Origin of the sequence: Faecalibacterium prausnitzii, from assembly GCF_049532945.1 — a bacterium.
Taxonomy (GTDB): Bacteria; Bacillota; Clostridia; order Oscillospirales; family Ruminococcaceae; genus Faecalibacterium; species Faecalibacterium prausnitzii_N.
Genome location: NZ_CP186691.1, coordinates 1,622,724 through 1,649,430, shown reverse-complemented (window position 1 = coordinate 1,649,430; position 26,707 = coordinate 1,622,724). Strand labels below are relative to the sequence as shown.

The following is a 26,707-nucleotide window of genomic DNA, read 5'->3' as shown; positions in this document are numbered from 1 at the left end:
TTTGCCCTTAATCTTCTAGCCCATGGCTCCCGGCCACATTCTTCAAATATTCCTCCGGGTCACCGTTCAGAATCAAATCCGCATAGCCCAGCGGGTCATTGTAGATGAGGTAATCCAACTCCGACCTCTGCGCCATGGTCACGTCCAATTCATCCTCGACCCCGGTGCAGTCGATGGAAATTTTTCTTCCATCCCGGAGCAGCAGCTCCACGCAGCCGGTGTCCATGTTGAACTTGCAGGCTCTTTCATCGTACTTCATAATCATACCCTCCAAATCTTGTTATTGGCTTACGCTCTACGACAAGGCATCGGAGGTTTGCGCCGTCCACGGGAGCCTTCATTGTTGTACCCGAAGAAAACGAAAAATCCGAACCCTTCTCCAATCGGAAACAGGTTCGGATTTTTCTTGTTTGGTGGGCGCGGGTGGATTCGAACCACCGAAGCTGAAAGCAGCAGATTTACAGTCTGTCCCCATTGGCCACTCGGGAACACGCCCATATTCACTTTTTACAGCCACAGCTGACTGCCTGTATATCTTACCATCTCGCCTCGATTTTGTCAACCGATTTCTGAAAAAGATTTCTATAAAAGTACAACTTTTTCGCAAAACGCTGCGTTAGCATGGTTTTTGTTTCCTTCTCGCAAGCCCCATTCCTCTGATCGTATGCCGTTTTTCTCCATGTGTGTGCTTTATCATCACGGCCTCTTCAAATTTGTCGCACTTTCTGGGCATTTCACAACGCATACAAAAGCAAAAATCCCACGATACGCGCCGTTGCTTTAACGGTATATCGCAGGATTTTTCTTGGAGCTGGTGACAGGAGTTGAACCTGCAACCCACTGATTACAAATCAGTTGCGCTGCCATTGCGCCACACTAGCGAACATTACCAGATTAGTATACCACCAGCGGGCGGGTTTGGCAAGGCTGATTTTTTGATTTCCGGGTTTGTTTGCGGGCCGGTGTTCCCGCCGCAGACAAACGGTCTGCTCACTGCGCCGCAAGGGCCTGCTGGATCTTTGCAAAATCCTCCAGTGTGAGGGCTTCCGGGCGGATGCGGGCATCAAAACCGGCGGCTTCAATGGCGGCGATGACTGTCTCTTTGGAGCGGCCGAGGCCGCTGGCAATGGCGTTTGCAGCCGTTTTGCGGCGCTGTCCGAAGGCCGCGCGGATGAGGGCAAAGTAGCCGTCCTCATCTTCCACCTGCACTGCGGGGGTGGGGCGGATGTCCATCCGGACCACGGCGCTGGTCACCTTGGGGGCCGGGTAAAAACTGCCGGGCGCAGCGGTGAACATCATTTTGGAGGTGGCATAGTAGCTCACCGCGCAGCTGATGGCGCTGGATGCACGGGTGCCGGGCGCAGCAGCCAGACGGTCGGCAGCTTCCTTCTGTACCATGACGGTCAGGCTTTCAATGGGCAGGCGGTCGCCCAGCAGCTTCATGACAATGGGACTGGTGATGTAGTAGGGCAGGTTGGCGCACACAGCCACCGGCATACCGGGGAACTCCTCCTCGATGAGGGCGCGGAGGTCCACCTTGAGCACATCGTTCATGACCAGCTTGAAGTTGTCCACTCCGGCCATCGTTTCGGCCAGCAACGGCGGCAGGCGTTCGTCCACTTCAATGGACACCACCTTGGCGGCGCGCTTTGCCAGTTCCCGAGTCAGCACACCGATGCCGGGGCCGATTTCAATGACACCATAGCGCTTATCCACGCCGCTGGCATCCACGATCTTGGGCGGCAGACCCGGGTTGATGATAAAGTTCTGTCCAAAACCCTTGGAGAGTGCAAAATCGTATTTTTCACACAGGGCACGGACGTAAGACAGGTCGGTCAGCTCCGGCATAAGTTCCATCCTTTCTTCGGGCAAAAAGGCCTCCGGCAGGAGCGCCGGGGGCCTTTGCGGTATCTGGTTTCGTTTATTCTGCGGTGGAAGAGGCCGTTTCCTCGCTGGAAGCGGCACTTTCGGCAGCGGTCTCACTGGACGCAGCGGCCTCCGAAGAAGCTGCCTCGGCCGCCGCGCTGTCGGCTGCGGTGCTGTCGGAAGCAGCTTCGCTGGAAGCCGCCTCGTTGACACCGCTGACGGTGGTGGTGCCGCTCATCTGCTGCGCCGTGCTGACAGCGCGCTGGATCTGCGGATCGTTCTCAACGGTGTAGTCGTAATACGCGGTCTGCTCATCCGCCGTCAGCGGGCGGTCCACATCCACGCTCAGGCCGGTGCCATCAAAGCAGGAGCCGTCGCCGCAGATGAGCTTTGCCACCGTGATGCTCACGGCGCTGCCATCCGAAAGGCGCTGCGGGCTGCTCTGGATGGTTCCCTTGCCCATGGTGGTGGTGCCCACCAGACGTGCGCCGTTCATGGTGCGCAGGCTGGCAGCAAACAGCTCTGCTGCGCTGGCAGTGTTGCCGTTGACCAGACAGACGATGGGCAGGCTGACATACGAGTCGCCGGTGCTGCTGCCCAGCACGGTGCGGGTGCCGTTCCGATCCTCGGCATAGGCCAGCGTCCCTTCCGGGGCCACGAGGTCGATGCAGCTGAGGGCATCGTCCAGCAGGCCACCGCCGTTGTCGCGGAGGTCGAAGACCAGGCTCAGGGCATTGTTGGCGCTCAGGCTGCGGATGGCGTAGTCCAGCTCACTGGGGGTAGAGGCATCGAACTGACGGATCTTGATATACCCCACATTGCCCTGCAGCATCTGGAAATCCACCGTTGTGGTCGAGTAGCCGGAATGGGTCAGGTCTACGGTGTGCTCGGTCGCCTCGCTGTCCAGCCAGGTCACATTGACGCTCGTGCCGGACTCGCCGCGCAGGCGGGTCTGGATGGCATCCACACCGCTCAGGCTCTTGACATCGGTGCCGTCCACAGCGGTGATGTAGCAGCCCACCGTGATGCCAGCCTCCTTGGCCGGGGATTCGTCGTAGACCTTGGTCACCTTGGCGTAGCCGGACTGGTCCACGGCCAGCTCCACGCCGATGCCCAGCAGGGTGCCGTTCTGGGCGTTCATCAGGTCCGTGTATGCGGAGGCTGTATAATACCGGGCGTACTTGTCGCCGGTGCCCAGCAGATAGCCTGCGGTCAGGCGGTCGTACAGCACCGTTTCATCAATGGTGTAGTAGTCGTTGCTGCGCACATAGCGGTCCACCTCGGCCACTTTGTTGTACATGCTCTCCTTTTCCTTCACGCTGCTCACCGTGCTGTCAAACAGACGCATGGCAATGAGCATGGTAATGGAAAAGGTCACGGTCATGGCAAGGATCACAATAGTGACAGCCATGCCCACAGAGATTTTGCGATTCATTGTGTGGTTTCCTCCTCGGTCAGACCAGCAGCATCACGACCACGCTGCCCAGCAGAGAGAGGGTGAACACCCCTGCCAGGATCAGGCAGCCCCAGCGCAGGATGCGCTTGCGTTTTTCTTCGTTCATAGGACCGAACGGCCTCCTTTGATACCATCAGGAATTATCTCATGGGAATATAACTTCTAGGATTCACAGCATTGGCCTTGGAACCGCCCTTCCAGACCTCCAGATGCAGGTGGTTGCCGGTAGAGTTGCCGGTAGAGCCAACGTAGCCGATCAACTCGCCCTGCTTGACATACTTGCCTGCGCTGGTGGCGACCGACCTCATGTGGCCGTACAGGGTGCTGTAGGCATTGCCGTCCGACATGCTGCCGTGGTAGATGATGACATAGTTGCCATAGCCGCCGCTGGACCAGCCTGCCACCTGCACATAGCCACTGGCGGCTGCATAGATAGGCGTACCGCCCGGGGCCGCCAGATCGATGCCGGCATGCAGCCTGTTGACGCCGGACACCGGATTCTTACGCCAGCCGTACTCGCTGGAAACGCGGGTATAGCTCTTCAGCGGGCAGGCAAAGCCGGTAAAGCTCAGCTGCGGCTTGGATGCAGCCGCCGCGATCAGCTTCTGGATCTCTTTCTTGACGGCCTCATAGTTCATCTCATCCGACTCGATGGCTGCCTGCGCATCCTTCTGGGCCTGCTGAGCCTCGGCTGCGCTCATCTTGGCGGCAGCGACGCTGGAGTTCAGCTCCTTCTGCTTTGCGCTCATCTGGTTGTTCTGTGCATCCAGATCTGCCTTTTTGCTCTGCAGGTCTGCCTTCTGCGTCTTCAGCTCCGCTCTCTGTTCTTCGAGCTGGAGCTTGTCGTTTTCCAGCGCTTCCTTCGCGTTGCGCATATTGGTCAGGATCTCGGTATCCTTGACCGAGATGTCCTGCAATGCTTCATTGAAGGTCAACAGCTCATACAGGTTGGTGACCGAGGAGAGCATCGCCACGCTGCCGCCCTCCCGCAGCTCCTGCATGGCGGCCATGTGGCCCTTGAAGGCACTCCACTGGGCGTCGATCTCGCCCTGCTTGGCGGCGATCTCCTCCTGCTTGGCGGTGATCTCCTGCTCCTTGGCGGCGATCTCCTGCTCCTTGAGGCCGATGCTGTTCTGCACCTGGGCGATCTGCGTTTTGAGCACACTGATCTGCCCCTGGACCACCGTGACCTTTTCCTTCAGTTCGGATTCCAGAGCCTTGGCGGCCTGTTCTTTCTTTTTGGCGTCGGACAGTTCTTTTTTGTGTTGCTCGATGGATTGGCTCAGCTTGTTCAGCTTGTTCTGCAGGCTGGCCATGCTGGTCGCCGCCGCGGCCGGGTAGACCGAAACGGTCAGCAGCAGGCAGGCCATGGCCAGAAACAGGCTGGCCGCCCGCATCGCGCGGCCGGGGTAGCGGCTGGGTCTTGCGTGGGCGGGGCGGTGATACAGCCGGAACCCGGCCGAATGTTTTGCTTTCATCGCGGTCTCCCCCTTCGCTTACACATTCAGGTGCTTGCGGATGGAGAACATACTGCCCAAACCGCCGATGAGCGCACCCGCCGCCAGACTGTAGAGCAGGATCGTCTGCCAGACGTTCTCCACCGGAACGAGGGCCGCACCCATGAGCATCTCCCACAGGCCGCCGAAAGTGCCGGATACCTGCACGATGTAATAGTAGCCGCCGATACTCGCCGCCGAGGTGATCGCGCCGGAGATAAGGCCCATGGTCAGGCCCTCGATGAAGAAGGGCAGCGTGACCATGGCGTTGGTGGCGCCCACGTACTTCATGATCTCAATTTCGCGGCGGCGCGCAAACACGCTCAGGCGGATGGTGCTACCCACCGTGATGATGCTGACCGCCATCAGGACGAGGATGATGATCTGCCCGCCCTTGGTCACGGCCCGCTGGATCTCCACGAAGGTGTGCGTCATCTCCACCGGCGCCGAGACACTGTACACGCCGGGGATGGTCTGGAAGGTCTGGCTGATGGAAGCCATCTGGCTGAGGTCGCTCAGCGAGACCCGGTAGTTGGCCTTGAAGGGGTTGTCATTTTCAAATTCGTCCAGCAGGGAGGCATAATCTGACAGGAAGCCTTTATAGGCATTCAGGGTGTCCTGCTTGGACATGAACTGCACCCCGCTGACACCGGGGGTGGAGGCGATGCGCTCGCCCACAGCGGCGGTGGCGGCATCGTCGGCCTCCGGGTCCACGAAAACGACCATTTCGTTCTGCTGGCCCAGATAGTTGACCATGCTGTCCACATTGACCTCGGCCAGGTTTGCAAAGGTGTTCAGCGTCATGCAGACGCTCAGAGAGGCGATGCAGGCAATGGTCATGGCCCAGTGCTTGCCCAGGTTGCGCACACCGCGCCGGGTCAGGAATGCAAAGGTGGAAGGTTTCATACCAGTGCCTCCTTTCCGGTCTCCAGTGTGATCTCGCCGGTCTCCCCCAGGCTGTCCAGCGGCAGCGCCAGATCCGGCTCTGCCTCCCGGTCGGCCGGGATGTCAGAGACGATGCGGCCATCCTTCAGGGTCACGACCCGCCGGTGGAAGCGGTGGACCAGCTCGTGTTCGTGGGTGACGACCAGCACGGTGATGCCCATGCCGCTCACCCGCTCCAGAAGTTCCATCATCTCAAGGCTCAGTTCGGGGTCGATGTTGCCGGTGGGCTCGTCCGCAATGACCAGCTTGGGGCCGTGGGCAAGGGCGCGGGCCACAGCCACGCGCTGCTGTTCACCGCCGGAAAGGGTGTCCGGATAGGCCTTGGCCTTATCCTCCAGATGCACCAGCTCCAGCATGTAGGGCACACGCTCCTTGATCTGTCTGCGGCCGATGTTGGTCACATGCATGGCAAAGGCGATGTTCTCGTACACAGTCATGGTGGGGATCAGCCGGAAATCCTGAAAGATAATGCCCATCTGACGGCGCAGATAGGGGATCTTGTGGCGGCGGATCTTCGCAACATCCTTGCCGTTCACCAGGACACGGCCCTGGCTGGCCTTCTCCTCCCGGAGGATGAGCTTGAGCAGGGTGGATTTGCCTGCGCCGGAATGGCCCAGCAGGAACACGAACTCGCCGTCGTCCACATGGAGGTTGATGTCCTCCAGCGCGGGCTTCGTGCCCTTTTTATATTCCTTGGAAACGTGTTCTAAATCGATCATCAGTTTAGTTGCTCCTGACGTAGTTATTTGGTCAGTACCCAAAAAGAACCGGCCAGCATCGGTTTCGAGCGGCCGGTTCCAGCGCCGGCGGCTTTGTGCCGCACAGCAAACATCAATATTTGGCCGGATTGTTGGACAGGTACTTCTTGACCATCAGTGCTACCTTAAAGACGATAGCATCGTCGAACTCACGCAGATCCAGGCCAGTCAGCTTTTTGATCTTTTCCAGACGATACACCAGCGTGTTGCGGTGCACAAACAGGCCGCGGCTGGTTTCAGACACATTCAGGTTATTCTCGAAGAAGCGCTGGATGGTGAACAGGGTCTCCTGATCCAGGCTTTCGATGCTGCCCTGCTTGAACACCTCGCGCAGGAACATCTCGCACACGGTGGTGGGCAGCTGATAGATCAGGCGTGCAATGCCCAGATTATCGTAGCGGATGATCTGCTTTTCGGTGTCGAACACCTTGCTCACTTCCATGGCGATCTGTGCTTCCTTAAAGGAGGTAGCCAGATCCTTCACGTTGGAGATGGGGGTGCCGATGCCCACCACAGCCTTGATGTAATGCTCGCCGGACAGGGTATCCACGATGCTGGCAGCCAGCTTTTCCATATCGGTGCGGTCGATGCCCTTGCGGATCTCCTTGACCAGCACGGTATCCGTCTCGCTGATATTGAACACAAAGTCCTTCTGCTTGTCGGGGAACAGGCTGCTGACCACATCGTAGGCGGAGATATCGCCGCCGCTGGTAACACGCACGATGAACACCACGCGGGAAACATCGGTGGCAAAGTGCAGCTCACGGGCCTTGGCATAGATATCGCCGGGCAGGATGTTATCCAGCACCACATTCTTGATAAAGTTGGACTTATCAAACTTTTCGTCGTGGTACTGCTTGATGCTCTGCAGGCTGATGGACAGCATGGCGGCAAACTGACCAGCCGTCTCGTCCACGCCTTCCACGAATACTGCATAATCATTATGCTTGGCGCTGGAGAACTGCTGATAGGTGTAGCCATCGCGCACAAAGCGGTCGCCCGCGGTCAGACGCTCCGCCATGAAACCCTCGCGCACCTCGCCGATCAGGTTCAGTTCCGAGCAGGAAATAACAGCGCCGGTCTCATCCACCACGCCGACCACCCGGTTGATCGCGTCTTTCATCTGGTAGATCACGCTTTGAAATACTCTATTGGCCATAATGGATACCCCTTTTCCTCGTTTGTGCAAACCGCAGCGGCAGACGGTCGTGATTTTTAACAATTTAGCTGCATTACATTTTATATTTTACACAAAAGAATTTACTTTTGCAACATATTTCAACAAAAAATTTTTATTTTTCTTGTTGAAATTATCTTTCAGGGGTCTGACACGGCCTAAAAAGTGCCTTTTTGCGTGGTTCTTATCTGTATTTTACCGGGAAATTGTGATGTTTTTTTGAAAATGGGGTGAAAAGCCGACCCCTTCAGCCGGTAATTTCTGCCACCTCAGCGTCCGAAAGCTCCCGCCACTGGCCCGGTGCAAGGGCCGGGTCGAGTGCAAGGCCGCCGATGGCATCCCGGTGCAGGCCGTTCACACCTGCGCCGTACACGCCGAACATCCGCTTGATCTGGTGGTATACGCCCTGCTTGAGCAGTACCCGTACCGTCAGGCCGTCGGGCGTCAGGGCCTCCACCTCGGCGGGGGAAAGTGCCGTGCCGTCGGCAAGGGTCACGCCCGCCGCAAAGCCCGCTTTCATTTCAGCGGTCAGCGGCGTGTCCAACACCACAGTGTAGGTCTTGGAGACGTGGCGCTTTGGAGCAAGGATGTCGTGGGCAAAGGTGCCGTCATCGGTCAGCAGCACAAAGCCGGTGCTGGTCTTGTCCAGCCTTCCCGCCGGGAACAGCTGCCGCCGGGGATAGGCATCCCCCACCAGATCGACCACGGTGGTGTCGCGCTTGTCGGTGGAAGCGCTCACCACGCCCTCGGGCTTGTTGAGCATGATGTACACGAACTTCTGGTACGCCAGCGGTCTCCCTTCCACAGCCACCACATCCGTCTCCCGGAGCTGGGTGTCCCCTTTTTTGCAGAGCGTGCCGTTCACGGTCACTTTCCCCTTTTGCAGCAGCGTCTTCGCCTCGCTGCGGGTGCACTGGGCCGTCTCGGCTAAGTATTTATCCAATCGCATGGGTTCTCCTTGTGATAGCAAAGCTGCGCCCTGCCAAAACAGCAAGGCGCAGCAAATCTTATTTCACGCTTCTTCGCGCAGTCTTCCATTTTTGCCGGAAGGCGGCCGAACAGCCCGCCTGCTTTTACACGCTCAACGAAGCATGCTGCTCGATCGCATCGGGGTTAGCATCGAAGATGGGCTTGAGCACATTGGCGATGAACTCCTCCACCTGCTGCGGTGCACGGCCCACAAAGTTCTCCGGCACAAGGCCCGCCACGATCTCCTCGCGGGTCAGGCCAAAGGCAGGGTCGGCAGCAATACGGTCCACCATATCGTTGGGCAGTCCCTCTTCCTTGACCTGCTTGCCGGCGGCGATGGCGTGCTGGCGCAGACGCTCGTGCAGCTCCTGACGGTTGCCGCCCTTTTCCACAGCCTGCATCATGATGTTCTCGCTGGCCATGAAGGGCAGCTCTGCCATCAGACGGCTGCGCACCACCTTGGGATACACCACGATGCCGTCGGTGACGTTGAGCATGATGTTCAGGATAGCGTCGGTGGCAAGGAAGCCCTCAGCCATGGCGACACGCTTGTTGGCGCTGTCGTCCAGCGTGCGCTCAAACCACTGGGTGCCGGTGGTGAAGCTGGGGTTCAGCACATCTACCATCAGGTAGCGGCTCAGCGCGCAGATACGCTCGCAGCGCATGGGGTTGCGCTTGTAAGGCATGGCGGAGGAACCGATCTGGTTCTTTTCAAACGGCTCTTCCATCTCCTTGAAGTTAGCCAGCAGACGCAGGTCGGTGGCAAACTTCATGCAGCTCTGGCCAATGCCGGCAAGGGCGTTCAGGATGAAGGCATCCACCTTGCGGCTGTAGGTCTGGCCGGACACCGGAATGACGGCCTTGGGGTCAAAGCCCATCTCCTTGGCGATGGAAGCATCCACGGCGCGGATCTTATCGGCATCGCCCTTGAACAGCTCCATAAAGGAAGCCTGCGTGCCGGTGGTACCCTTGACACCGCGCAGCTGCAGAACAGCAAGACGGTGGTCGATCTCCTGCAGGTCCATCACCAGCTCGTTGGCCCACAGGGTGGCGCGCTTGCCCACAGTGGTGGGCTGAGCGGGCTGGCAGTGAGTGTAGGCCATGCAGGGCATGTCCTTGTATTCCTCGGCGAAGCGGCCCAGCTTTGCCAACACACCGATCAGCTTTTTGCGCACCAGTTCCAGACCCTGACGCATCACGATGATGTCGGTGTTGTCGCCCACATAGCAGCTGGTGGCACCCAGATGGATGATGCCGGCAGCCTTGGGGCATTGCTGGCCGTAGGCGTACACATGGCTCATCACATCGTGGCGCACCAGCTTTTCGCGCTCGATGGCCACTTCATAGTTGATATCGTCCACATGGGCTTCCAGCTCAGCCACCATATCGGGGGTGATGTTGGTCAGGCCCTGCTCCATTTCGGCCCGGGCCAGCGCCACCCACAGGCGGCGCCATGTGCGGAACTTGTTATCGTCCGAGAAGATATACTGCATCTCGTCCGAGGAATAGCGGGTGGAAAAGGGGCTGATATAACGATCATGCTGAGACATTGATTGTTTCCTCCTGAAAGTGACTCCCCCAGTCGCCTTCCGGCGACAGCCCCCTCGGGGAGGGGGCCTTTCAGCCTCCCTCTCCGAGGGAGGTGGCATCGCATCAGCGATGACGGAAGGAGTTTTTCTCTATTCTACCATCAAATCTTGAAATAGTCCACGCCGCCCTCAAAGATCGGCTGATATTTGTCACCGGTAACGTTCTTGTACAGGTACTCGCCGCTGCGCTCCGAGTGGCCCATCTTGCCGAACACACGACCATCCGGGCTGGTGATGCCTTCGATCGCCAGCACAGAGCCGTTGGGGTTATAGCTCTGATCCATGGTGGGGTTGCCCTCGATGTCCACATACTGGGTGGCGATCTGACCATTCTTCATGAGGGTGTCCAGCACCTCCTGCGGAGCCACGAAACGGCCCTCGCCGTGGCTGATGGCAACGGTGAACTGTTCGCCCACCTCGCACTTGGAGAGCCACGGGCTGCCGGTGGATGCAATGCGGGTGCGCACCAGCATGCTCTGGTGGCGGCCAATGGTGTTGAAGGTCAGGGTGGGGTCATAGGGAGTGATGGGGCGGATATCGCCGTAGGGGACCAGACCCAGCTTGATGAGGGCCTGGAAGCCGTTGCAGATGCCCAGCATCAGGCCGTCGCGCTGCTGCAGCAGACGGCGCACCGCCTCGGTGACTTCCGGGTTGCGGAAGAAGGAGGCAATGAACTTTGCGCTGCCGTCCGGCTCGTCGCCGCCGGAGAAGCCGCCGGGCAGCATGACGATCTGGCTGTTATCGATGGCCTTGACCAGTGCCTTGCAGCTCTCGGCCACGTCGGCGGGGGTCAGGTTGCGGATGACCAGGATCTCCGGGTCGGCACCGGCGCGGGCAAAGGCCTTGGCGGTGTCGTACTCGCAGTTGGTGCCTGGGAACACCGGAATGATGACCTTGGGCTTTGCCACACCGATCTTGGGTGCGGCGGGTGCGGTCAGCTTGCCGTTGATTTTTTCCACGGTGGGGCCTGCCTTGCGGTAGGGGTACACCGGCTCCAGCTTGCCTTCCCAGATCTCCTGCAGCTGGGCCATATCCAGCTTTTCGCCGCAGGCTTCAAAGACGTATTCCTTGGTGGTCTCGCCCAGGATCTCACCGGCGGGCGAATCGGACACCATTTCCAGAACGATGGAGCCGTACATGGGCTGGAACATCTCATGGGTGGTCTTATCCGCACGCATCTTGAAGCCGATGTGGTTGCCAAGGCCCATCTTGAACAGAGCCTCGGCAATGCCGCCGTAACCCACAGAGCAGGCGGATGCCACCATACCCTCTTCGATCATGTCCTCCACGATCTTGTAGTTGGCCTTCAGGGAGAAGAAGTTGGGGCAGCCGGTCTCGGGGTCGATGATGGGCCGTACCAGCACCACCGTGCTCTCCGGCTTCTTGAATTCGGTGGAGACCACCTTGCTTGCCTTGCCGATGGCGGTTGCAAAGGAGACCAGCGTGGGAGGCACATCCAGCTTTTCAAAGGAGCCGGACATACTGTCCTTGCCGCCGATGGATGCAATGCCCAGACCCATCTGAGCATCCAGTGCACCCAGCAGAGCGGCCAGCGGCTTGCCCCAGCGCTCCGGGGCGGTGCCCAGACGCTCGAAATATTCCTGGAAGGTGAGGTAAGCATCCTCATAGCGGAAGCCGGAGGCCACCAGCTTGGTAACGCTCTCGATGACAGCCATCTGAGCGCCCTTGTACTGGTCTGCGCTCATCAGGAAGGGGTTGAAGCCCCATGCCATGCCGGAGCAGGTGCTGGTCTCGCCGTCCACCGGCAGCTTTGCCACCATGGCGTTCTGCGGGGTCAGCTGATAGGCACCGCCAAAGGGCATGAGCACGGTGGCGGCACCAATGGTGGAGTCGAACCGCTCAGACAGGCCCTTCTTGCTGCAGATGTTCAAATCGCCCACCATGTTCTTCATCTTCTGGCTGAAGGTCAGGCCCTCCCACTGGGGCTGCCAGACCGTGGTCTTTTCCACATGGACCTTCTGGTGCTTCTCGGCACCGTTGGAGTTCAGGAACTCGCGGCTGATGTTCACGATGGACATGCCGTTCCACACCATGTTCAGGCGGGGCTCAGCCGTTACCTTTGCCACCGGAGTGGCCTCAAGGTTCTCTTCGTTGGCGAGGGCAATGAACTTGTCCACGTCCTCGGGGGCCAGCGCCACAGCCATGCGCTCCTGGCTCTCGCTGATAGCCAGCTCGGTGCCGTCCAGACCCTCGTACTTCTTGGTGACCTTGTTCAGGTCGATGTACAGGCCGTCGGCCAGCTCACCGATGGCAACGGACACACCGCCTGCACCAAAGTCGTTGCAGCGCTTGATCATCCTGCAGGCATCCTCGCGGCGGAACAGGCGCTGCAGCTTGCGCTCGATGGGAGCGTTGCCCTTCTGCACCTCGGCACCGCAGTGCTCAAGGCTGTCCAGCTTGTGGGCCTTGGAAGAACCAGTAGCACCGCCCACACCATCACGGCCGGTGCGGCCGCCCAGCAGCACGATGACATCGCCGGGGGCGGGGCACTCGCGGCGGACGTGGGAAGCGGGAGTAGCGCCTACAACGGCACCGATCTCCATGCGCTTTGCCACATAGCCGGGGTGGTAGATCTCATCCACCTGACCGGTAGCAAGGCCGATCTGGTTGCCGTAGGAGGAATAGCCTGCGGCAGCAGTGGTCACCAGCTTGCGCTGGGGCAGCTTGCCGGGCAACGTCTCACTGACCGGCTTGAGCGGGTCGCCTGCGCCGGTAACGCGCATGGCCTGATAGACGTAGCTGCGGCCGGACAGCGGGTCACGGATAGCACCGCCGATGCAGGTAGCTGCACCGCCGAAGGGCTCGATCTCGGTGGGGTGGTTGTGGGTCTCGTTCTTGAACAGGAACAGCCAGTCCTCGTCCTTGCCGTTCACATCGCACTTGATCTTGACGGTGCAGGCGTTGATCTCGTCGGACTCGTCCAGATTTTTCAGGATGCCCTGCTTCTTCAGCTCCTTGGCACCGATGGTGGCAAGATCCATCATGCAGCGAGGCTTGTTCTCGCGGCCCAGATCGGCGCGCATGGCCATGTAGCGGTCAAAGGCCTTCTGCACCACGGCATCGTCGATCTGCACATCGTCCAGAATGGTGCCGAAGGTGGTGTGGCGGCAGTGATCGGACCAGTAGGTGTCGATCATCTTGATCTCGGTGATGGTGGGGTCGCGGTGCTCCGAGCGGAAATACTTCTGGCAGAACTCGATATCGCCAAGATCCATGGCAAGGCCGTTGTCCGCAATGAACTTTTTCAGCTGCTCTTCGTCCAGCTGGTTAAAGCCCTCCAGCACCGCCACGGAGCTGGGGATGGGGTACTCCATCTTCAGGGTATCCTTCTTTTCCAGGCTTGCCTCGCGGGCCTCCACCGGGTTGATGACGTATTTCTTGATCTCGGCCACCTGCTCGTCGGTCAGGGTGCCTTCCAGCAGATAGACGCGGGCAGAGCGCACCAGCGGGCGCTCGCCCTGACTGATGAGCTGGATGCACTCAGCAGCGGAGTCTGCGCGCTGGTCGAACTGGCCGGGCAGATACTCCACTGCAAAGGACACGCCGTCGCTGACGGGCAGCTCGGCATAGGTGTTATCCACCGGCGGCTCACTGAACACGGTGTTTGCACACTGGTTGAACAGTTCTTCGTCGATGCCTTCCACGTCGTAGCGGTTCAGCAGACGCAGACCGGTCAGGCCAGACACGCCCAGCAGCGACACCAGTTCATTCTTCAGCCCCTCGGCTTCCACATCGAAGCCGGGCTTTTTTTCCACATAAATACGATAGACCATAGGAATTTATCCTCTCTTTCAGTGACTCACCCTCTCCGTCAGCGCTGGCGCGCTGCCACCTCTCCCAAAGGGCGAGGCATTGGCAGGACGGTCTTGAAACTGCTGGATGAATCACGCTTTATTTAACCCAAACGTTCGGGCTCCGCGACAGAGGTCAGCAACTGCTGCCAATCGGGACAAGGCCCGGCTGCATGAGAGCCACTGGCGACAACGCGCAGACCTGCCCGATATGCCAATGGCTCTCCCTCCGGGAGAGCTGGCGCGCAAGCGCCTGAGAGGGCTTACCCTTCTGCGATCGCCTTCAGGGCCCGCAGACCGATATCCGTCCGCTTGTGCAGCTTTTCGAAGGAGATTTTCTCGGCTGCCGCATAAGCCTGGGTGACGGCGGCGGTCAGCCGGGGTGCCGTAGCGGTGACACCCAGCACACGGCCGCCGGCCGTGACAAGGGCGCCGTCCTCGGTGATGGCGGTGCCGGAGTGGTAGACGGTGATGTTCTCCTCCCCTGCCAGCTGGCCGTTGGTCAGGCCGGAGATGGGCTTGCCCTTTTCATACTGGACGGGATAGCCGCCGGAAGCCAGAATGACGCAGGCGGCAGCACCGTCCGAGAACCGGACCTCGGTGTCGGCCAGCGTGCCGTTGGTGCAGGCCTGCATGATGTGCAGCAGGTCGCCTTCCAGCAGGGGCAGCACCACCTGCGTCTCCGGGTCACCAAAGCGGCAGTTGTACTCGATGACCTTCGGGCCGTCCGGGGTAAGCATCAGGCCGAAGTAGAGGCAGCCCTTGAAGGGGCAGCCCTCGGCGTTCATGGCCTTGATGGTGGGCAGGAAAATTTTCTCCATGCACTCAGCGGCCACTTCCGGGGTGTAGTAGGGGTTGGGAGCAATGGTGCCCATGCCGCCGGTGTTCAGGCCGGTGTCGTGGTCGTTGGCACGCTTGTGGTCCATGCTGGACACCATGGGCTTGACCACCTTGCCGTCCGTAAAGCTCAGCACACTGACCTCGGGGCCGGTGAGGAATTCCTCCACCACCACATGGTTGCCGGATGCGCCGAATTTCTTATCCAGCATGATCTCCTTCACGCCGTCCGCAGCCTGCTGCTCGTTTTCGCAGATGAGCACGCCCTTGCCCAGTGCCAGACCGTCGGCCTTGATGACCACCGGGTACTTGCCCTCGGCCTTGATGTACTCCATGACCTTGGCGGGGTCGTCAAAGGTCTCGTACTTTGCGGTGGGGATGCCGTATTTCTTCATCAGGTCCTTGGAGAACACCTTGGAGGCCTCGATGCGGGCAGCGGCCTTATCCGGGCCAAAGGCCGGGATGCCCACTGCTGCCAGCGCATCCACCATGCCCAGAGCCAGCGGGTCGTCCTGCGCCACCACAACGTAATCGAACTTTTCTTCTACGGCAAAGCCCACCATGGTGTCCACATCGGTAGACTTGATGTTTTTGCACTTTGCGTCATAGCTGATGCCGCCGTTGCCGGGTGCGCACCAGATCTCGCCGCAGTCAGGGCTTTTTTTCAGTGCCTTGATGATGGCGTGCTCGCGGCCACCGCCGCCGACAACCAGAATTTTTTTCTTCATAATTGCACCTTCTCTATGCATCGGCACGGCGGAAGTTTCTCCGAGGACCGTCCGCTGGGGTGGGACCCTGCCGCCGCAGGCCGCAGGGCGGGCGATGGAATGGCCCGATTCGTGTCCGAGGAGGAAGCTTCCGCTGTGCCGTACTATCAGTGATGGAACAGCCGCAGGCCGCAGAAGGCCATTGCGATGCCGTACTTGTTGCAGGTGTCAATGACCTGCTGGTCGCGGATGGAGCCGCCGGGCTGCACGATGGCGGTCACGCCGGAGCGGCGGGCACGCTCGATGTTGTCGCCGAAGGGGAAGAAAGCATCCGAGCCAAGGCACACGCCGGTCACTTTGCTCAGATATTCCTTCTTTTCCTCAGCGGTCAGCGGGGCGGGCTGCTCGGTAAAGGTCTCGGCCCACACATCGTCGCCAATCACATCCTCGGGCGTATCGCCGATGTAAACATCAATGGCGTTGTCGCGGTTGGGCTTTGCCACATCGTCGCGGAAGGGCAGGTTGAGCACCTTATCCATGTGGCGCAGCTGCCAGTTGTCGGCCTTCTGGCCTGCCAGACGGGTGCAGTGGATGCGGCTCTGCTGGCCTGCGCCCACGCCGATGGTCTGGCCGTGGTAGGTGTAGCACACGCTGTTGGACTGAGTATACTTCAGGGTGATGAGTGCAATGACCAGATCACGCTTCTGCTCTTCGGTCACATCCTTGTTCTCGGTGACCCAGTTGTTCAGCATGGTGTCGGCGTTGATGACCAGCTCGTTGCGGCCCTGCTCAAAGGTGATGCCGTACACCTGCTTGTGCTCGATGGGAGCGGGCTTGTAGGCCGGGTCGATGGCGACTACGTTGTAGTTGCCCTTTTTCTTGCCGGACAGGATAGCCAGTGCCTCCGGCTCGTAGCCCGGGGCGATGATGCCGTCGGACACCTCGTGCTGGATCAGCTTTGCGGTGGGCACATCGCAGATGTCCGAAAGGGCGATCCAGTCGCCAAAGGAGGACATGCGGTCCGCACCGCGTGCACGGGCGTAGGCATTTGCCAGCGGCGACAGCTCCATATCCGGGGCAATGTGGTACATTTTGCGTTCCACATCGGTCAGGGGCAGCCCCAGCGCTGCGCCTGCCGGGGAAACGTGCTTGAAGGAAGCTGCTGCGGGCAGACCACAGGCAGCTTTCAACTCCTTGACCAGCTGGATGGAGTTGAGCGCGTCCAGAAAATTGATGTAGCCGGGCTTGCCGTTCAGCACAGTGACCGGCAGGTCAGAGCCATCTTCCATATAAATGCGGCTGGGCTTCTGGTTGGGGTTGCAGCCGTACTTCAGTGCCAGTTCGTTCATTGGTGCATCCTCCTTATTTCTCTATTGTTTTAGTCCTGTTTTTCCTCTGCGTCAAGCTTTTTGAGCAGTTCCAGCTCTTCGGGCAGCAGCTCCGGCTCTTCGGGGTCGTCCAGATCGCTGCACACGGCATCGTACTTGTTAAAGATCATGTCGCCGGTCTCGCCGGAGTCCAGATCAATGACCCGGGCAAACAGGCTCACCTTGTTGTCCGGGTTCAGGCTGCTCTCCACAGACCCTGTGCAAAATCGCCGATGGTGCGGGGGCAGGCAAAGCGCAGCGGCTCACCCTCAAAGCTGGGGATGGGATTTCCGTTGTGCTTGTAGGTGCTGATGAAATGGCCCTCGCCTGCAACGGGCTGCGGGTAATCAAAGAAATAGCGCTGCACGCTGTCGCCATTGCCGTCCGCAGACTTGAGAATGCTCATCTGATAGCTGCCGTCGGCGTACACCACAGCGGAGATGCGGGGGGTGTAGTTGGGGCCGTCCGGCTCAAAGGTGCGGGTGCGCAGGGCATCGGCAAAGCTCTTGCCCTGACTCATCAGGTCATAAATGGTATCGGTCTGGTCGCCGTTGGTCACGATATGGGTCTTGCCCAGCGTCAGCACCGGATTGTAAATAATGAGGCTGGGGTCCTCCAGCTTTGCGGGGTCCGCTGCGATGGTGCAGATGCCGCCGCGCTCGGGCACGGGGTCAAACACGCGGTTGCGGCTGTTCTCACTGCGGCCCATGATAAAGTAGCCAATGAACATCTGGCGGCCATCCGGAGCCATTGCCACAGCAATGCCGCGGCCGGGATACTCGTTGGATGCCAGATACTCGTTCAGGTTGATCTTTTCCATGTCAAATACTCCTATTACGGAACTCCCCCAGTCGCCTGCGGCGACAGCCCCCTCGGAGAGGGAGCCTTGCCTCCCTCCTTGAGGGAGGTGGCACGCCGTCAGGCGTGACGGAAGGAGTTTTCACTCGATTTCTCCGCTGCACACCATAGCCACGGCCTTAGGCAGCAGCTTCCACTCGGCCTGCTCCATCACACGCTTCTGCAGCACCTCGGGGGTGTCGCCGGGCAGGATGTCCACGGCCTTCTGCAGCAGGATGGGCCCGCCGTCACACTCTTCGTTCACGAAGTGGACGGTGGCACCGGTCACCTTGCAGCCCCGGGCCAGAGCCGCCTCATGCGGACGCAGACCGTACATGCCAGGCCCGCAGAAAGACGGGATGAGTGCCGGGTGCACATTCAGGATTCGGCGGGGATACGCTTCAATGACACTGGGCCCCAGCACGGACAGAAAGCCTGCCAGCACCACCAGATCGATGTTGTGGTCTTTCAACGTCTTCAGCAGAGCTGCGTCGAACTCTTCGCTGTTCGGGTAATCCTTGCGGCGCACCACGCAGCCTTCCACACCGGCCTTTGCGGCGCGCTCCAGCGCATAGACACCGGGCTTGGAGGCCACCACAAGGGTGATCCTGCCGTTGGGGTTCTCGCCACGGGCTTCGCTGTCCAGCAGAGCCTGCAGGTTGGTGCCGCCGCCGGAGACTAAAACTGCAATGTTCAGCACAGCTCCACGCCCTCACCTTCTGCAATAACACCCAGACGGTAAGCTTCCGGCTCACCGTTTGCGTGCAGGATGTCCAGTGCCTTGTCGGCCTGCTCTGCGGGGACGGTGAGCACCATGCCAACGCCCATGTTGAAGGTGTTGAACATATCGTGCTCGGAGATATTGCCGGTCTTCTGCATCAGCTGGAACAGAGCCGGGGTGCGGACATCTGCCTTGTTGATGCGTGCGCAGCAGCCCTTTTTCAGGCTGCGGGGGATGTTCTCGTAGAAGCCACCGCCGGTGATGTGGGAAATGCCCTTCACATCCACCTCTTCCAGTACCTTGAGCACAGGCTTTACGTAGATCTTGGTGGGAGCCAGCAGGGCCTCGCCCAGGGTCTTGCCGCCCAGCTCTTCCGGCTTGGTGTGCAGCACATCGGGGTTTGCGTCAATGTCAAAGATCTTGCGCACCAGCGAGAAACCGTTGGAGTGCACACCGGTGGAAGGCAGGGCAAGGATCACATCACCGGCTGCCATGGTCTCATTGCTCAGGATCTTTTCCTTATCCACGACACCCACGGTGAAACCGGCCAGATCGTACTCCTCCTCCGGCATCATGCCCGGGTGCTCGGCAGTCTCGCCGCCCACCAGAGAGCAGTCGGCCTGCACGCAGCCCTCGGCCACGCCCTTGACGATCTCGGCGATCTTCTCGGGAATGTTGCGGCCGCAGGCGATGTAATCCAGGAACACCAGCGGCTTTGCACCGGCGCAGATGACATCGTTCACGCACATAGCCACGCAGTCGATGCCGATGGTATCGTGCTTGTCCATGATCATGGCAATTTTCAGCTTGGTGCCCACGCCGTCGGTGCCGGAGATCAGCACCGGGTGCTTGTAGCCGGTGCAGTCCAGCTCAAACAGGCCACCAAAGCCGCCCAGACCGCCAATGCAGTGCTCGTTCATGGTGCGGGCCACATACTGCTTCATCAGTTCAACAGAGCGATAACCGGCGGTGATATCCACACCGGCGGCTGCATAGCTTTCAGAATAGCTTTTTTCCATGGTCTTACTCTCCTAACTTTTTCTCGTCCTTGGGACGGTCGTTCAGGTGGCGTTCGTGAATATCGGTGGAAAGCACCTCGTCCGGCTTCACGGCATATTCGCCGGTAAAGCAGGCGGTGCAGAATCCGCATTTTGCGTTCTTTGTAAGCTGGACAACATGCTCAGTGGAAAGGTAGCCCAGCGTATCGGCCCCGATCACTTCATTGATCTGCTCGACCGTGCGGCCGGTGGCCACCAGCAGTTTCTGATCCGGGATGTCAGTGCCGAAGTAGCAGGGGTACTTGAACGGCGGTGCCGACACCATAAAGTGCACCTCGGTGGCACCGGCATCCCGCAGCAGCTTGATGATGCGGGCAGATGTGGTGCCGCGCACGATGGAGTCATCCACCAGCACCACGCGCTTGCCCTTGACCGTGCTGGAAACGACGTTCAGCTTGATGCGCACGCTGTTCTCGCGCTGCTTCTGGCTGCCCTGAATGAAGGTGCGGCCGATGTACTTATTCTTAATAAAGCCGATGCCATAGGGGATGCCGCTCTCCTGTGAGTAGCCGAGAGCTGCATCCAGACCGGAATCCGGCACGCCGATGACCACGTCCGCTTCCACGGGGTGTTCCTGTGCAAGGAACCGGCCTGCCTGCTTGCGGGCCTCGTGCACCGAGCTGCCCTCGATGATGCTGTCCGGGCGGGAGAAATAGATGAACTCGAACACGCACATCTGGGTGTCCGGCCGACCACAGTGATCCTTGATGCTGCGCAGCTCGCCGGTTTTTGCGTCTGCTACCACGATCTCGCCGGGCTCCACATCCCGCAGCAGAGTGGCACCAGCGGCATCCAGCGCACAGCTCTCGCTGGCAAATACGTAGCCGCCGCCGGGCAGGGTGCCGATGCACAGGGGCCGATAGCCGCGGGGGTCGCGCACGGCGATCAGCTTGGTAGCGGACATGATCACCAGACTGTAGGCACCTTCCAGCACATCCATCGTCTTGCTGATGGCGGTCTCGATGCTGCCCATGCGCAGGCGGTTGCGGGTGATCAGGTAGCAGATCACCTCGGTATCGGAGGAGCCGTGGAAGATGGCACCTTCATTTTCCAGCTGGCGGCGCAGCTCGATGGCGTTGGTCAGGTTGCCGTTGTGGCACAGTGCCATGGTGCCGCGGCCATGGCGCACGATCATGGGCTGTGCATTGGCGCGCACACGGCTTCCGGCGGTGGCATAGCGGACATGGCCGGTGGCCATGTGGGCCGTGGGGCTGGACACCGACGCCAGCACCGCCGGGGTGAACACCTCGTTCACAAGGCCGAGGTCGCGGTGGCCGTTGATCACGCCATCATCGTTCACGGCGATGCCGCAGCTCTCCTGACCACGGTGCTGCAGGGCATACAGAGCCGAGTAGGCCGCAGCGGCCACATCCTCGGTACCGGCACGGTCGTAAATGCCGAAAACGCCGCATTCTTCGTGCAGCGGATATGCAAAATCAGACATTAGAGTTCCTCAATTTCTTTCTGAAGTTTCTGTTCCTTGGCCGCGATCTGCTGCGCCATGGCAGCGCGCTCAGCGTCCAGCTTCCCGGCCAGCGCATCGTCGCTGAGGGCCAGGATCTCCGCAGCCAGCCATGCGGCGTTCTTGGCACCGTTCAGAGCCACCGTTGCCACCGGGATGCCGCTGGGCATCTGCACCGTGGCAAGCAGGGCATCCATGCCGTCCATGGCACCGCCCTTCATGGGAATGCCGATCACCGGCAGGGTGGTGTTGGCAGCAAAGACACCCGCCAGATGTGCTGCCATGCCTGCTGCGCACAGGATCACGCCGAAGCCGTTGGCCTTCGCGTTCCGGGCAAACTCCGCTGCCTCGGCAGGGGTGCGGTGTGCCGAAAGGATGTGCGCCTCAAAAGGGATGTCCAGCGCTTTCAGCTGGGCACATGCGCCCTTTACCACCGGCCAATCGCTGTCAGAACCCATGATCACAGCCACTTTACGAACCATATTTCCGAGCCTCTCTTTCTCTCTTTCCAGACTCCGTGCAAACAAAAAAGGCTGTGATGCAGCTACACCACGGCCTTTTGATCCTACGGTCTGTGCAGAACACGCCCGCATGAGGTTACACGGATGCCCTGGTATCCAGTCGCACACAGACGGCGAATGGTTCCAAGCAGCAGTTCCAGCATTCCGTATTCCTCCAAATTCTCTGCGGGGATTCCCTGTTCCATCCTCTGGAACGGTGCGCTCTGCGCCGCACCGTCCTTCTGATACATACAGTTTACGGCAAAAAATCCGCTTTGCAAAGGGTGTTTGGGCAAATTCTCCCTTGTGTTCTCTTGCTCCAAAAAACTTTCAAAAGTTTTGTGCAGTTTCGACATTGTTTTTCTTTTTAAGTATGACTTATTTGTGGAATATATTTTAGGGGGACAAACCCTCTCAGTCTCGCTTGCGCTCGACAGCTCTCCCAAAGGGAGAGCCACTGGCGAGCCGGTTTTGGCTCTACTGACCGCGCAGGCTCATCCTGCCGGAAGGCGGCGGGCTTCGCTGTTCAGGCTGGCAGCTGCTGCCAATGAGAACAAGGCCCTGCTGCGTGGGAGCCGTAAGGCGACAACGTGCAAACCTGCCCGGTCTGCCAATGGCTCCCCCTATGGGGGAGCTGCCGCCACAGGCGGCTGAGAGGGTTTCTCAAAAAATAATATGCGCCGTCGTGGCCCGTGCCGCCTTGATGAGGTCCGCCGGGGCACAGCACACCTGCGTGCCGATGCGCCCGCCGGAGACATAGACCTTCTCCTGCGTCAGCACGCTCTCATCGAACACAGTCTTATACTGCTTTTTCATGCCTACCGGGCTGCAGCCACCGCGCACATAGCCGGTGACCTTGTTGATATCGGCCACATGGATCATGGCAACGCTTTTTTCGCCCACACTGCGGGCAGCGGCTTTCAGATCCAGCTCTGCTGCCACCGGAATGACAAAGACGAAATAATTCCGGCTGGCCCCCTGCGTCACCAGCGTCTTATACACGCAGGCAGGGTCTTCGCCCATGCTCTGGGCCACATGGATGCCGTCCACGGCCACGCCCTCCTCGTGGGGATACTCATGCGCCGTATAGGCCACCTTGGCCCGCTCCAGAATGCGCATGGCATTGGTTTTTGCTTCTTTTCCCATAATCATGTTCTCCCTATAACATCCTTACCCTCTCAGTCGCCTACGGCGACAGCTCCCCGACAGGGGAGCTTTTCAGCAGATCAGGCAAGAATCTTCTTATCGCCTATCGCCTTTGGCTCCCATGCAGTCGGGTCTTGTCCAAATCGGCAGCAGCAGCTTGCCTCTGTCGCGAAGCCCGGCATGTTCTGAGATCCAAAGCTTTATTCGCCCCGCTCAAGCCTGCCCGACCTGCCAAGGGCTCCCCCTTTGGGGGAGCTGGCGCGCTAGCGCCTGAGAGGGTTCTGCTCTATTCTACCACTTTTCCCAAAAAATATCAAAAAGCCTCTTGACTTCAGGAAACTGAAGTGATATGATAAGCTCACGCTTCAGGAAACTGAAGTTTGATGAAACAAGCCGCGGCAACGGAGCCGGTCTCCTGTGCCGTTCCCAAAACCGTGTGAGAAGGTAAAGGAGACACCACCATGATCATCGTACTCAAACAGAACGCACCTGAGGTACAGGTACGCGAGTTCTGCCACGAACTGCAGGATATGGGCCTGCAGATCAACGATTCCAAGGGCAGTGAGAGCCACATTCTGGGCCTGATCGGCGACACCAAGGCCGTGGCCGAGAGCTGGGTGCTGGCAAACCCGGTGGTGGAGACCTGCCGCCGCGTGACCGAGCCTTATAAGAAGGCCAACCGCAAGTTCCACCCGGACGACAGCGTGATCGATGTGGACGGCGTAAAGATCGGCGGCGGAAACTTTGCGGTCATTGCAGGCCCCTGCAGCATTGAGAGCGAGGAGCAGATCACCTACTGCGCACAGCGCGTGAAGGCTGCGGGTGCTTCCCTGCTGCGCGGCGGCGCATTCAAGCCCCGCACCTCGCCCTACTCCTTTCAGGGTATGCGCAGCGAGGGCCTCGACCTGCTCAAGCTGGCACGCCGCGCCACCGGTGCTCCCATCGTGACCGAGATCATGAACACCGAGCACCTGCCCCTGTTCGAGAATGTAGACCTCATTCAGGTGGGTGCCCGCAACATGCAGAACTTTGAGCTGCTCAAGGCCGTTGGCCGTCAGAAGAAGCCGGTGCTGCTCAAGCGCGGCCTTGCCAATACGCTGGAAGAGTTCGTGATGAGCGCTGAGTACATCATGGCTGAGGGCAACGAGAACGTCATCCTCTGCGAGCGCGGCATCCGCACCTTTGAGACCAGCATGCGCAACACCCTCGACCTTGCCGGTGTGGTGATGCTGCACAAGATGACCCACCTGCCCGTTATTGTGGATCCCAGCCATGCCTGCGGCCACGCATGGATGGTGCCGGATCTGGCAAAGGCCGCTGTTGCTGCCGGTGCCGACGGCCTGATGATCGAGGTGCACAACAACCCCGCCAAGGCAAAGTGCGACGGTGCCCAGAGCCTGACCCCCGACCAGTTCGACGAGCTGATGCAGTTCATCGGCAAAGAAGTGGAGTTCTTTGGCAAGAAGCTGAACTGAACGGTTTGAAAAAGCGCTCTTTTCGCAAGAGCGCTTTTTCTTTGCCCGGAATTGTGGTATACTAAAGTATCTTTTTGAAAGAGGTTTCTATATGAAAGCACATATCGCACGCAACCAGAACGCCGGTGTCCCGCTGATTCTGGGCTGGAACCTTTCCCCCGCTGACCGCGGCAAGCTGGAAGGCATGGCTCCTGCTTTTGGCATGAAGCTGCTGCTCGTCTCCCCTGCCGATGCGGGCAAGACCGTGGCACAGCTGCTGGGCGAGGTGGAGACCAAGGCCGCCCGCACGCTGGTGCTGGAGCCGGGTGCCTACCCGCCGGCAGTGGTTCTGGCCAACTTCAAGGAGAAGGATGTGGACACCCTGCTGGATCTGATGAAGCAGGCACAGGTGACCGTGCCGCTCAAGGCTCTTGTCACCCCCTCCAACCGCAATTGGGTGTTCGGCGATCTGCTGGCCCACCTGCAGGAGGAGCACGCCGCCTTTACCGCCGCAAAGGAGACCGCCCACGCATGAAACGCATCCTGTCTGTTTTCCTGTCTGCCGCGCTCTGCCTGAGCCTGCTGGCAGGCTGCGGCAGTGCCGCTTCGTCCGGCGCTTCCAGCAGCACCGCCGACGGCCCGCAGCGCTACTCCACCGTGTTCTATGACGCCTTTGACACCGTGACCCAGGTGATCGCCTACTGCGAGAGCGAGGAGGAGTTCGCCGCTCAGATGGACGCTCTCCACGCCGACCTGCTGGAATATCACAAGCTCTACGACATCTACAACGACTACCCCGGCGTGACCAACGTCAAGACCATCAACGACAATGCCGGCCTTGCCCCCGTGATCGTGGACGACAAGATCCTGGGGATGCTGGAGCTGGCCGACCAGATGTACCAGACCACCAACGGCAAGCTGAACATTGCCATGGGCAGCGTGCTGAATATCTGGCATAATTACCGCGAAGCTGCCCTCGCCGACACCGACGACAGCAACAACCAGCTGCCCACGCAGGACGAACTGGATGCCGCCGCCCAGCACTGCGACATCCACGACCTCGTCATCGATGACGACGCCCGAACGGTCTACCTGACCGACCCGGAGATGTCTCTGGATGTGGGCAGCGTGGGCAAGGGCTACGCCGTGGAAATGGTGTGTCAGGCTGCCGAGGCCCGCGGCCTGACCAGCGCTCTGGTGAGCGTGGGCGGCAATCTGCGCGCCATCGGCACCAAGCCCGACGGCTCCCAGTGGGTCGGCGGTGTGGAAGACCCGTGGAACGCTTCGGACGTCTACACCGGCAGCTCCTCCTCGGTGGCCGCTGTCAAAATGAGCGACCTCTCCCTCGTCACCAGCGGCGACTACCAGCGCTACTATCTTGTCGATGGTGTGCGCTACCACCACCTGATCGACCCGGACACCCTGTTCCCCGCCGCCTACTTTAACGGCGTGACCGTGCTGTGCAGCGACTCCGGCCTTGCCGACTGCCTGACCACCGGCCTGTTCTGCCAGCCGCTGGAAGAAGGCCAGGCCATCGTCGAGAGCCTCGACGGCGTCGAGGCCCTCTGGTGCACCACCGATGGGCAGATCATCAAATCCAGCGGATGGGATGAAAAGGCCAATGGATGAAGGCTTGCAACGTAAATTCTTTCAACTGGTTCAATTAAAACAACGACCATATCAACGTCTGCAAGGAAAGCATCGAGATCGGAAATTCCCTCGGTACTTTCAGGCATAAACAAAATTCAATGCTGGTCGCAGAGCAAACCACCACATTTAGTGTGCGTCCATTTCTTCGTGTCAATATGTAGTATTTTGCCACGAGGACAGGGGGGCATCAGGAATAAACATCCGTTTAGACACGAGGCAGACTTCTGCCCCTCTCCCCGGCTCCGTCAATTCAGGCACGAGGAAATAGGTGCAGTCAGGCATAAACACCCTTTCAGACACGAGGCAATCTTCCCAGAAAACACAAAAAGCAGCCCACCGGGTCACCTTTCCTTCCGGCTGATCTCTCAGCTCGTCGGAAAGCAACCTGGTGGGCTGCTGCATTTTCTATTTAGTTTTCTCTGCGACTACGGAGTCTAACCGTTTCTTCTCTGGACTCTCACAGTCAGAATTTCTCTGTCTCAGAAGCCGCCTGAGCTGGCTCCTGCGTGCTTTCGTTCTCTTTGTCCATCTTTCCCTCGAAGATGGGAATGGCGTGGCACAAGTCGTAATTCACGAGCCTCTGCTGCGGATACTCGACACCCGGCAGCCGGTAGGATCTTGTTCTGTCCAAGCCACAGCTCTGATAAATCAGCCGCACAAGATTCTTGCTTTTGATCTCATATCGGTTATCCTGATTTTTCTTTGGGACTCGATTGGCCCCTTCTGCGTCCATCCCACACGCTTGTATTGCAAACGTCTGCTTGGTCGGATTGTAGATGAAATGGTAAAATTCAGGCCGCCCAATAGATTCAAGGGCACTCCGAAAGACCGTAATGCGTCCATCTGCATAGCGAAATGTAATCCCTAGCATATTCTGCTGCCACGTCTCTGCTGGCATGA

The 26,707-nt window shown here is 59.4% G+C and carries 23 protein-coding genes, 2 tRNA genes and 1 pseudogene; 4 read left to right on the top strand and 22 right to left on the bottom strand.

The annotated features are described in order from the left end of the window. Window positions 1-7: 7 nt before the first annotated feature. The 13 genes from ACNQFG_RS08250 to purD form a co-directional block, all read right to left on the bottom strand. The gene (locus ACNQFG_RS08250) at window positions 8-259 is read right to left on the bottom strand and encodes a DUF6061 family protein (RefSeq protein WP_423404534.1); all 252 of its coding nucleotides are present in this window, start codon (window positions 257-259) and stop codon (window positions 8-10) included. Window positions 260-411: 152 nt separating this feature from the next. Then, window positions 412-496, bottom strand: a tRNA-Tyr gene (locus ACNQFG_RS08245). A gap of 310 nt (window positions 497-806) precedes the next feature. Then, a tRNA-Thr gene (locus ACNQFG_RS08240) sits at window positions 807-881 on the bottom strand. A 109-nt stretch (window positions 882-990) separates the two neighbouring features. Continuing rightward, a complete protein-coding gene (gene rsmA / locus ACNQFG_RS08235) occupies window positions 991-1,848 on the bottom strand; it encodes a 16S rRNA (adenine(1518)-N(6)/adenine(1519)-N(6))-dimethyltransferase RsmA (RefSeq protein ID WP_423406569.1) in 858 nt (285 codons plus the stop codon). Between the two features lie 73 nt (window positions 1,849-1,921). Then, a complete protein-coding gene (locus ACNQFG_RS08230) occupies window positions 1,922-3,301 on the bottom strand; it encodes a S41 family peptidase (RefSeq protein ID WP_423404533.1) in 1,380 nt (459 codons plus the stop codon). 161 nt (window positions 3,302-3,462) lie between these two features. Next, window positions 3,463-4,800: a murein hydrolase activator EnvC family protein gene (locus tag ACNQFG_RS08225; protein ID WP_423404532.1), complete on the bottom strand. Its 1,338-nt coding sequence runs from the start codon at window positions 4,798-4,800 to the stop codon at window positions 3,463-3,465. Between the two features lie 18 nt (window positions 4,801-4,818). Continuing rightward, a complete protein-coding gene (locus ACNQFG_RS08220) occupies window positions 4,819-5,724 on the bottom strand; it encodes a cell division protein FtsX (protein ID WP_423404531.1) in 906 nt (301 codons plus the stop codon). Continuing rightward, window positions 5,721-6,482, bottom strand: a complete 762-nt coding sequence (gene ftsE / locus ACNQFG_RS08215) for a cell division ATP-binding protein FtsE (protein ID WP_423404530.1) — start codon at window positions 6,480-6,482, stop codon at window positions 5,721-5,723. Before ftsE ends, ACNQFG_RS08220 begins: the two co-directional genes overlap by 4 nt. A 112-nt stretch (window positions 6,483-6,594) precedes the next feature. After that, entirely contained in the window at window positions 6,595-7,680 is a 1,086-nt protein-coding gene (locus ACNQFG_RS08210) for a PucR family transcriptional regulator (protein WP_005944450.1), read from the bottom strand. Window positions 7,681-7,945: 265 nt separating this feature from the next. Then, complete coding sequence (locus tag ACNQFG_RS08205) at window positions 7,946-8,647, bottom strand: pseudouridine synthase (protein ID WP_423404529.1); 702 nt, start codon at window positions 8,645-8,647, stop codon at window positions 7,946-7,948. A gap of 124 nt (window positions 8,648-8,771) precedes the next feature. Beyond that, a complete protein-coding gene (purB, locus tag ACNQFG_RS08200) occupies window positions 8,772-10,217 on the bottom strand; it encodes an adenylosuccinate lyase (RefSeq protein ID WP_423404528.1) in 1,446 nt (481 codons plus the stop codon). A 140-nt stretch (window positions 10,218-10,357) separates the two neighbouring features. Further along, window positions 10,358-14,050 carry a phosphoribosylformylglycinamidine synthase gene (locus tag ACNQFG_RS08195; protein ID WP_423404527.1) on the bottom strand — a complete coding sequence of 1,231 codons (3,693 nt, stop codon included), beginning with the start codon at window positions 14,048-14,050 and terminating at the stop codon, window positions 10,358-10,360. Between the two features lie 281 nt (window positions 14,051-14,331). Next, complete coding sequence (gene purD, locus ACNQFG_RS08190; protein ID WP_423404526.1) at window positions 14,332-15,633, bottom strand: phosphoribosylamine--glycine ligase; 1,302 nt, start codon at window positions 15,631-15,633, stop codon at window positions 14,332-14,334. A 15-nt stretch (window positions 15,634-15,648) separates the two neighbouring features. On the opposite strand from purD, the gene ACNQFG_RS08185 reads away from it, so the two are divergent. Next, complete coding sequence (locus ACNQFG_RS08185; protein WP_005944458.1) at window positions 15,649-15,786, top strand: hypothetical protein; 138 nt, start codon at window positions 15,649-15,651, stop codon at window positions 15,784-15,786. Here the strand turns inward: ACNQFG_RS08185 and ACNQFG_RS08180 are convergent. The 8 genes and pseudogenes from ACNQFG_RS08180 to ybaK form a co-directional block, all read right to left on the bottom strand. Further along, window positions 15,780-16,961 (bottom strand): phosphoribosylaminoimidazolecarboxamide formyltransferase, encoded by a 1,182-nt coding sequence (locus ACNQFG_RS08180; protein WP_097775217.1) that lies wholly within the window; start codon window positions 16,959-16,961, stop codon window positions 15,780-15,782. The two genes, ACNQFG_RS08185 and ACNQFG_RS08180, sit on opposite strands and share 7 nt — an antisense overlap. A 29-nt stretch (window positions 16,962-16,990) precedes the next feature. Beyond that, window positions 16,991-17,799 (bottom strand): annotated as a pseudogene (locus ACNQFG_RS08175) (IMP cyclohydrolase). 120 nt (window positions 17,800-17,919) lie between these two features. Next, window positions 17,920-18,516: a phosphoribosylglycinamide formyltransferase gene (gene purN, locus ACNQFG_RS08170; protein WP_423404525.1), complete on the bottom strand. Its 597-nt coding sequence runs from the start codon at window positions 18,514-18,516 to the stop codon at window positions 17,920-17,922. After that, window positions 18,510-19,556: a phosphoribosylformylglycinamidine cyclo-ligase gene (purM, locus tag ACNQFG_RS08165; protein WP_423404524.1), complete on the bottom strand. Its 1,047-nt coding sequence runs from the start codon at window positions 19,554-19,556 to the stop codon at window positions 18,510-18,512. The genes purN and purM overlap by 7 nt, the downstream gene beginning before the upstream one ends. Before the next feature lie 4 nt (window positions 19,557-19,560). Next, the gene (gene purF / locus ACNQFG_RS08160; RefSeq protein ID WP_423404523.1) at window positions 19,561-21,039 is read right to left on the bottom strand and encodes an amidophosphoribosyltransferase; all 1,479 of its coding nucleotides are present in this window, start codon (window positions 21,037-21,039) and stop codon (window positions 19,561-19,563) included. Further along, a complete protein-coding gene (purE, locus tag ACNQFG_RS08155; protein WP_423404522.1) occupies window positions 21,039-21,539 on the bottom strand; it encodes a 5-(carboxyamino)imidazole ribonucleotide mutase in 501 nt (166 codons plus the stop codon). The genes purF and purE overlap by 1 nt, the downstream gene beginning before the upstream one ends. 83 nt (window positions 21,540-21,622) lie before the next feature. Beyond that, window positions 21,623-21,913 (bottom strand): hypothetical protein, encoded by a 291-nt coding sequence (locus ACNQFG_RS08150; protein ID WP_097792673.1) that lies wholly within the window; start codon window positions 21,911-21,913, stop codon window positions 21,623-21,625. 307 nt (window positions 21,914-22,220) lie between these two features. Further along, a complete protein-coding gene (gene ybaK / locus ACNQFG_RS08145; RefSeq protein WP_423404521.1) occupies window positions 22,221-22,703 on the bottom strand; it encodes a Cys-tRNA(Pro) deacylase in 483 nt (160 codons plus the stop codon). A gap of 461 nt (window positions 22,704-23,164) precedes the next feature. Between ybaK and aroF the strand changes: the two genes are divergently transcribed. From aroF to ACNQFG_RS08130, 3 genes are all read left to right on the top strand, one after another. Further along, window positions 23,165-24,178, top strand: a complete 1,014-nt coding sequence (gene aroF, locus ACNQFG_RS08140) for a 3-deoxy-7-phosphoheptulonate synthase (protein WP_097775212.1) — start codon at window positions 23,165-23,167, stop codon at window positions 24,176-24,178. Between the two features lie 91 nt (window positions 24,179-24,269). Further along, window positions 24,270-24,692: a DUF3783 domain-containing protein gene (locus ACNQFG_RS08135; RefSeq protein WP_423404520.1), complete on the top strand. Its 423-nt coding sequence runs from the start codon at window positions 24,270-24,272 to the stop codon at window positions 24,690-24,692. After that, a complete protein-coding gene (locus tag ACNQFG_RS08130) occupies window positions 24,689-25,786 on the top strand; it encodes an FAD:protein FMN transferase (protein ID WP_423404519.1) in 1,098 nt (365 codons plus the stop codon). The genes ACNQFG_RS08135 and ACNQFG_RS08130 overlap by 4 nt, the downstream gene beginning before the upstream one ends. A 484-nt stretch (window positions 25,787-26,270) precedes the next feature. Here ACNQFG_RS08130 and ACNQFG_RS08125 read toward each other — a convergent pair whose 3' ends face one another. After that, window positions 26,271-26,705: a hypothetical protein gene (locus ACNQFG_RS08125; RefSeq protein WP_423404518.1), complete on the bottom strand. Its 435-nt coding sequence runs from the start codon at window positions 26,703-26,705 to the stop codon at window positions 26,271-26,273. Between the last annotated feature and the right edge of the window lie 2 nt (window positions 26,706-26,707).